The organism is Streptomyces recifensis (assembly GCF_002154615.1).
In the GTDB taxonomy this organism is placed as follows: Bacteria; Actinomycetota; Actinomycetes; order Streptomycetales; family Streptomycetaceae; genus Streptomyces; species Streptomyces griseoluteus.
In genome coordinates this window covers 1-4,125 of sequence record NZ_MUNH01000374.1, presented here as the reverse complement: position 1 = coordinate 4,125, position 4,125 = coordinate 1, and the positions used below count along the sequence as shown (strand labels likewise).

Below are 4,125 nucleotides of genomic sequence, written 5' to 3'. Positions count from 1 at the left end.
CCGCCATCGGCCCCTCCGGCTGGGCCCTCTTCCCCCTCCTCACCGGCAACCAGGGCCCAGCCGGAGGGGCCGATGGCGGTGGCGCCGACCTTCTCGCCGAGCATGGCGAAGAACCCGACGAACCCGCCGCCCGCCGCCCCGCCCACGCAGGCGGTGACGAACGGGCGGCCCAGGGGGAGCGAGACGCCGTAGATCAGGGGCTCGCCCACGCCCAGCAGGCCCGCGGGGAGGGCCGAGCGGATCGTGGCGCGCAGGGTGGTGTCGTGGCGCAGGCGTACGTACACCGCGAGCGCGCCGCCGACCTGGCCCGCGCCGGCCATGGCCAGCAGGGGGAGGAGGACCGTGTAGCCCTGCTGCTCGATCAGGGTGGTGTGGATGGGGATCAGGGCCTGGTGCAGGCCGAGCATCACCAGCGGGAGGAACAGTCCGCCGAGGATCAGGCCCGCGAACGCGCCGGTGGTGGTGAGCAGCCAGTTCGCGCCGGTGCCGATCGCGGTGGCCACGGCTCCGGCCGCGTACATCAGGCCGTACAGGGTGGCGAGGCCCGCGACCAGGACGGTGACGGTGGGGGTGAGCAGGACGTCCAGCGCGCCCGGCAGGCGTCCCCGGCACCACTTCTCGATCCGGGTCGCGAGCAGGGCGGCGGCGAGTGCGCCGAGGACTCCGCCCTGGCCGGGGGAGAGGTGTGCGCCGAAGGCCGTCACCTTCGCGACGCCGGGATGGACGATCACGGCGGCCACGGCACCGCCCAGGATCGGGGTGCCGCCGAACTCCTTCGCGGCCTGGTAGCCGACGAACACCGCGATCAGGGCCATGAACCCGGAGGCGACGGCGGCCAGGGCCGGGGTGAGGCCGGGGAGCCAGCCGGCGTTGGTGAGCAGGCCGCCCACGCCGGCGACGATGCCGCAGCCGACGAGGGCGGGGATGAGGGGGATGAAGACGTTGGCGACGCGGCTCAGGGAGACGGCGAGGGGGCCCTTCCGCGAGGGCCCGGTGGGCGAGTGGGACCCCTCGTCCGTTTCCACGGCGCCCGCCCTCGCTCCTACGCCCTGGGCGCGCGCCCCTGCCGCGAGCTGCCGCTGCACCTCCGCCGTGACCGTGTCCACCACCCCCGGTCCCAGCACCACCTGTAGTGACGGCGTCCCCGCCCCGATCACCCCGAGCACGCCCGGCAGCGCGCGCAGCGCCTCCTCGTCGACGGCGGCCGGGTCGGTGACGGTGAGCCGGAGCCGGGTGAGGCAGTGGGTGACGTGACGGACGTTGGCGGGGCCGCCCGTCAGGGCGAGGACGGCGGACGCGGTCGCGGTGTCGTTACGCACGCTGCCGAGCCTGCGCCACCCTGGCCGGTCCGGCGCGCGGGACTCCTCCGGAAGGCGGTACGCGTCGCCCCTACGCCCCCGCCTTCCTCAGTGCCGCCCGCAGCCTGCCGTCCGACTCCTCCAGGAGGCGCGTCGCCGTACCCCCGTCCACCCCTGCCAGGATGATCAGGATCGCCGTCTTCACCTCGCCGTCCGCCTCCGTCAGGGCGCTCTCGATCTCCGCGTCCGGCGCCCCGGTCGCCTGCGCCACGATCCGCCGCGAGCGGGCGCGGAGCTTGGCGTTGGAGGCGCGGACGTCGACCATCAGGTTTCCGTAGGTCTTGCCGAGACGGATCATCGTGATCGTGGACAGCATGTTCAGGACCAGCTTCTGGGCCGTGCCTGCCTTCAGGCGGGTCGAGCCGGTGAGGAGTTCGGGGCCGACGACCACCTCGATGCCGTGCTCGGCGGCGGCCGCGAGGGCGCTGTTCGCGTTGCAGGACAGGCCCACCGTCAGGGCGCCGGCCGCGCGGGCGTGCTCCACCGCGCCGATCGCGTACGGGGTGCGCCCGGACGCGGAGACGCCGACCACCGAGTCGTCCGGGGTCAGCTTCAGCGCGTCCAGGTCGGCGCGGGCCAGGCCGGGGGAGTCCTCCGCGCCCTCCGCGGAGTTCACCAGCGCGCCCGGTCCGCCCGCGATGAGTCCGAGGACCTGGCCGGGGGCGGTGTTGAAGGTGGGCGGGCACTCGGAGGCGTCCAGCACGCCGAGCCGTCCGGCCGTGCCGGCACCGGCGTAGACGAGGCGGCCGCCGCGCTCCATGCGGGCGGCGACGGCGTCGACGGCGGCGGCGATCTCGGGCAGGCGGGCGGCGACGGCCGCGGGGACGCCGGTGTCCTCGCCGTTCATCAGCCGGGCGATGTCCAGCGTGGGCAGTTGGTCGATTCCGGCCAGCTCCGGCCGGAACGCCTCGGTGGTCAGGGTGGCCAGCTCGCTCTGGAGGTGACGGGAGTCGGTCATCTGATGCGGCTCTTTCCGGTCGGGTCCGAACGAAGAAAGCTGGCGGAGAACCTGGGAGAAAGCTAACGCGTCGCGCTCCGGTGCCGGTGGGCCAGTGCCTCGTAGGACGCGGCCAGGGCGGGGGCCGCGCTCTCGTACGTCCGCTGGGCCACGCCGACGAACAGGCAGTCCACGACGAAGAGTTGACCCGTACGGGAGGACATCGCCGCGGGCCGCAGCTCGCTCTCGCGGGAGGTGGCGGTGGTCAGCACGTGGTCGGCGTACTGGGTGACGGGCGAGTCGGGGCGGCCGGTGATGGCGATGGTGGTCGCGCCGCGCTCGAAGGCGGTGCGCAGCGGTTCTATGACGTCACCGGTCGAGCCCGAGTGGGTGATGGCCACGGCGACGTCCCCCGCGCGGAGCTGCACCGCGTTGGTCACCGCGAGGTGCGGGTCGCCCGGCGCGTGCGCGACCAGCCCGATGCGCAGCAGCTTCTGGGTGAGGTCCTGCGCGACCAGGCCGGACGCCCCTATGCCGTACACGTCCGTACGGCGGGCGGCGGCGAGCGCGGTGACGGCCGCGCCGAGCTGGGCGGTGTCCAGTCCGGCGGCGGTGTCGGCGAGGGTCTGCTGCTCCTCGTAGGCCAGCTTGGCGATCACCTCGGTGAGCGGGTCGTCCACCGCGATGTCCGTGGTGATCGCGGGCGCGCTCCCGGCCTCCTGCCGGGCCGCGAGCCCGGCGAGGGCGAGCCGCAGGTCGCGGTAGCCGGGGTAACCGAGGATGCGGGCGGTGCGTACGACCGTGGCCTCGCTGGTGCCGGTCAGCTCCGCGAGCCCGGTGACGGTGAGAGCGGCGCAGCCCGCCGGGTCGCCGGCCACGGCATCCGCCACGCGCTGCATGGACCGCGTCATGGACGGCGTGAGGGTGCGCACCTTGGCGGCGAGCGAGCCGCCGGGACTCCCGAAAGTTTCCTTCACGTCCTGGGTCACCCCTGAAAGATATTTCCGGTTCGGCAGGCGGGGCAAGAGTGCGCACAATGGGTGCATGGACGACGCCGCCAATCCCGTCAGCTCGCTCGAACAGGCCTTGCACGCGGCCCGTGCGCTGGTGCTCGCCGACCTCGTGGCGGGTGACGTGGCCGAGGCGGACGTGGTCTCGCTGGTGGAGGAGTCGCTCGCGCAGCGCCGCTGGTGGGTGGAGCAGTGGCCCGAGGGCGCCGCCTTCGTCTCGGGCCTGGTCGCGCAGGACGTGCAGGACGCGCTGCTGGAACGGAAGGGCCGCTGGCCGCTGTGCCCGGTGTGCGCCACGGGCGATCCGCACGCGCTGGACGTCGAGCCGGAGCTGGGCCCCGACCCGCACTGGGTCTGCCACGAGTCCGGCGTGGATGTCGCCCCCGTCGGCTCCCTCGCCAAGGCGCTGGACGGGAACACTCCCAAGTGACGGCCGGCCCCGCGTGACCGTCTACATCGACCCGCCCACCTGGCCCGGCCACGGCCGCCTGTGGTCCCACCTGATCAGCGACGTCTCCTACGACGAGCTGCACCTCTTCGCCGCGACCCTCGGCGTGCCCCCACGCGCCTTCGAACGCGACCACTACGACATCCCCTCCCACCGCTACGCCGACGCCGTCGCCGCGGGCGCGGTGGAGGTCCGCAGCCGGGACGTGGTGCGCCTGCTGCACGCGGCGGGGCTGAGACGACGTAAGGGGTCCTAGGACCACCGCCCGATGTGCCCCCTTGGCCACGCTGCCTAGGGTCGACCCCCATGCACGCCCCGCAGACCACTCCCCGCGACCCGGCCCCGCACGGAGGAGACCCCCCACGTCCACCT

The 4,125-nt window shown here is 74.2% G+C and carries 5 protein-coding genes; 2 read left to right on the top strand and 3 right to left on the bottom strand.

All coding sequences use genetic code 11. From position 1 onward, the window contains the following. From CCN33_RS19710 to CCN33_RS19700, 3 genes are all read right to left on the bottom strand, one after another. On the bottom strand, positions 1-1,319 hold a 1,319-nt coding region (locus CCN33_RS19710; RefSeq protein ID WP_086694902.1), incomplete at its 3' end, for a PTS transporter subunit EIIC. Positions 1,320-1,389: 70 nt separating this feature from the next. After that, positions 1,390-2,316 carry an N-acetylmuramic acid 6-phosphate etherase gene (murQ, locus tag CCN33_RS19705; RefSeq protein ID WP_086694901.1) on the bottom strand — a complete coding sequence of 309 codons (927 nt, stop codon included), beginning with the start codon at positions 2,314-2,316 and terminating at the stop codon, positions 1,390-1,392. A gap of 62 nt (positions 2,317-2,378) precedes the next feature. Further along, the gene (locus tag CCN33_RS19700; RefSeq protein ID WP_086694900.1) at positions 2,379-3,284 is read right to left on the bottom strand and encodes a MurR/RpiR family transcriptional regulator; all 906 of its coding nucleotides are present in this window, start codon (positions 3,282-3,284) and stop codon (positions 2,379-2,381) included. A 55-nt stretch (positions 3,285-3,339) separates the two neighbouring features. Here CCN33_RS19700 and CCN33_RS19695 point away from each other — a divergent pair, with 55 nt between their 5' ends. Both CCN33_RS19695 and CCN33_RS19690 read left to right on the top strand, forming a co-directional pair. Next, a complete protein-coding gene (locus CCN33_RS19695) occupies positions 3,340-3,735 on the top strand; it encodes a hypothetical protein (RefSeq protein ID WP_086694899.1) in 396 nt (131 codons plus the stop codon). Between the two features lie 13 nt (positions 3,736-3,748). Continuing rightward, positions 3,749-4,009 (top strand): DUF4031 domain-containing protein, encoded by a 261-nt coding sequence (locus CCN33_RS19690; protein ID WP_086694898.1) that lies wholly within the window; start codon positions 3,749-3,751, stop codon positions 4,007-4,009. Positions 4,010-4,125 lie beyond the last annotated feature (116 nt).

Bases quoted from the DNA above. Each gene is read 5' to 3' on its own strand.
- CCN33_RS19695 (WP_086694899.1), top strand. From the start codon at position 3,340: ATGGACGACGCCGCCAATCCCGTCAGCTCGCTCGAACAGGCCTTGCAC.
- murQ (WP_086694901.1), bottom strand. From the start codon at position 2,316: ATGACCGACTCCCGTCACCTCCAGAGCGAGCTGGCCACCCTGACCACC.